The following is a 1,198-nucleotide window of genomic DNA, read 5'->3' on the forward strand; positions in this document are numbered from 1 at the left end:
TTTTTTCGTTTCTTTTTCATAGATTTTCTCCAACTTAACTATTGATTTTGAACTTTTCAAATTGATATCGCATTCTACATCTGCTACCTTACCCTCTACCTGGACAGCAACATCAATTTCAGGATTTCCATGGCGTATCTTCCCCTTTACCTTTGTTTCTGAATTCGTTATTTGATAAACGAATTTTCCGTGCTTTGAACATGAAACATTCGCGACAGAACCAAATTCATTATTTGTCACAATCGTATAAGTTTTACTTTGAAGCTCATTTAACCAGCCAATTAATTTATCTCCATCAAAAACCGCTAATTCTTGAAAATACAACCTAGCGGATGGATTGCTCGTTTCTACATTTTGTTTGCTGAAGGAAGTTTCTTTATCGCCTTCTAACTTTACATGGATACCAGTTAACACAGGCTCTTTCCCTTCACTTACCATATTTGCAATCAGTTCATCTAACGTCACATATCTAGTTGCTGACCATGCTTTTGCTGATACTTCAAGTGTGTTAAACAATTCATTGGCAGGCATTTTTTCTAAAGAGGTTTGCACCTTTAGTATGTCTTCTGCCTTCCTTCCCTTAGCTACAGCAATATAGAAATCCGACCTCACTTCCCAATCTCTTGACAGTACATCTAATGGTTTCCCGATTCCCTCTTTTGCCAATGCCTCTCCAATCACTAGGATTCTGAGATGTGAAGGATAAATTTTCCTAGGAGCCTCTTTGGTCATTTTTCGTATTGCCTCAAGGACGGTAGCCCCCTTTGCCTGAAAGATGATTACTGGTGAACTCCCTCTTGCTTTTTCGGTTATTTCCCCTGGAATTACCACTTGAGCCGTTACAAGATATTGACCATCCGTGTTACGATCGATTCCCATGGCTAGAGTGATGGCAAGTTCATTTAATTCACGACGGTTCCAGCAGCCTGTTGTGAATAATAGAATTGCAATCAATATGATAAAGACTGTAATTCTCTTTGTCATGGACTACGACCCTTTCCATTAAATTATAAATACATTTACATACTGAAAAGGAAACATTATTTATGGCGTTTTCCTCTAAAAAATCTTCTTATTTTTTCTATCAGAGAATAATATCCCCATAATTCGAAGAAAATATAAATTGACAATTAGCTATTATTTTAATCAGTATCATTTTCTCTGGTTATTAAATTAAATAAATGAAAAGGAAAAAAAA

The 1,198-nt window shown here is 35.9% G+C and carries 1 protein-coding gene; it reads right to left on the reverse strand.

The genetic code is table 11. The features are described from left to right. Positions 1–984: Ger(x)C family spore germination protein (locus V7137_RS29675; RefSeq protein WP_335701389.1), on the reverse strand; the 984-nt coding region annotated here is incomplete at its 3' end. Between the last annotated feature and the right edge of the window lie 214 nt (positions 985–1,198).

The organism is Neobacillus drentensis (assembly GCF_036962765.1).
Taxonomy (GTDB): Bacteria; Bacillota; Bacilli; order Bacillales; family Cytobacillaceae; genus Neobacillus; species Neobacillus drentensis_C.